This is a genomic window from Streptosporangium sp. NPDC002721, assembly GCF_042888905.1.
Taxonomy (GTDB): Bacteria; Actinomycetota; Actinomycetes; order Streptosporangiales; family Streptosporangiaceae; genus Streptosporangium.
The window spans coordinates 1-1,005 of record NZ_JBIAQI010000103.1; the positions used below are offsets into that span (position 1 = coordinate 1).

1 protein-coding gene is annotated in these 1,005 nt (G+C 71.6%); it reads right to left on the reverse strand.

What is annotated here, in order from left to right:
• Window positions 1–1,005: ketoacyl-synthetase C-terminal extension domain-containing protein (locus tag ACFYWM_RS44750; protein ID WP_389928017.1), on the reverse strand; the 1,005-nt coding region annotated here is incomplete at both ends.

Consider the following 1,005-nt stretch of genomic DNA (forward strand, 5'->3'; position numbering starts at 1 on the left):
GAAACGGTCGTAGAGCTCGCGGCCCATCCCGGCCCGCTGGCTGCCCTGACCGGTGAACAACACCGCCAGCTTCGGCTCGTCCCCGGCCACCCCGCGCACCACACCCGCACCCGGACGGTCCTCGACAACAGCTCCCAGCCCGGCCAGCGCGCCGTCACGACCATCGGCCAGCACCACCGCCCGATACTCGAACACCGACCGCGTCGTGGCCAGCGAGAACGCCGCATCAGCCAGGCCCAGGTCAGATTCATCGTCCAGGAACGACGCCAGCCGCCCGGCCTGCGCCCGCAACGCCTCCGCCGTACGACCCGACACCACCACCGGAACCACCATCTCGGCACCCGATGTCCGGTCCTGTCCGGGCGCTTCGGTCGTGACCCGCTCGTCCTCCGGTCCCTGTTCGAGCAGCACGTGGGCGTTGGTGCCGCTGATCCCGAACGATGAGACACCCGCCCGGCGCGGACGCCCCGCCTGCGGCCATGATCGCGCCTCGGTCACCAGCTCGACCGCGCCCCCGCTCCAGTCCACGTGCGAGGACGGCGCGTCGACGTGCAACGTGCGCGGTACCACGCCCTCACGCATCGCCATGACCATCTTGATCACGCCCGCCACACCCGCAGCCGCCTGCGTGTGCCCGAGGTTCGACTTGATCGAGCCCAGCAGCAGCGGGCGATCCTCATCCCGATCCTGGCCGTACGTCGCCAGCAGGGCCTGGGCCTCGATCGGGTCACCCAGCGTCGTCCCCGTACCGTGCGCCTCCACCGTGTCCACCTCGGCCGGTGACAACCCGGCGCTCGCCAGGGCCTGGCGGATGACCCGCTGCTGGGAGGGGCCGTTCGGCGCGGTCAACCCGTTGGAGGCGCCGTCCTGGTTCACCGCCGAGCCACGGAGGATCGCCAGCACCCGATGACCGTTGCGGCGCGCGTCCGACAACCGCTCCAGCACCAGCACGCCCACACCCTCGGACCAGCCCACCCCGTCAGCGGCCTCGGAGAACGACCGGCA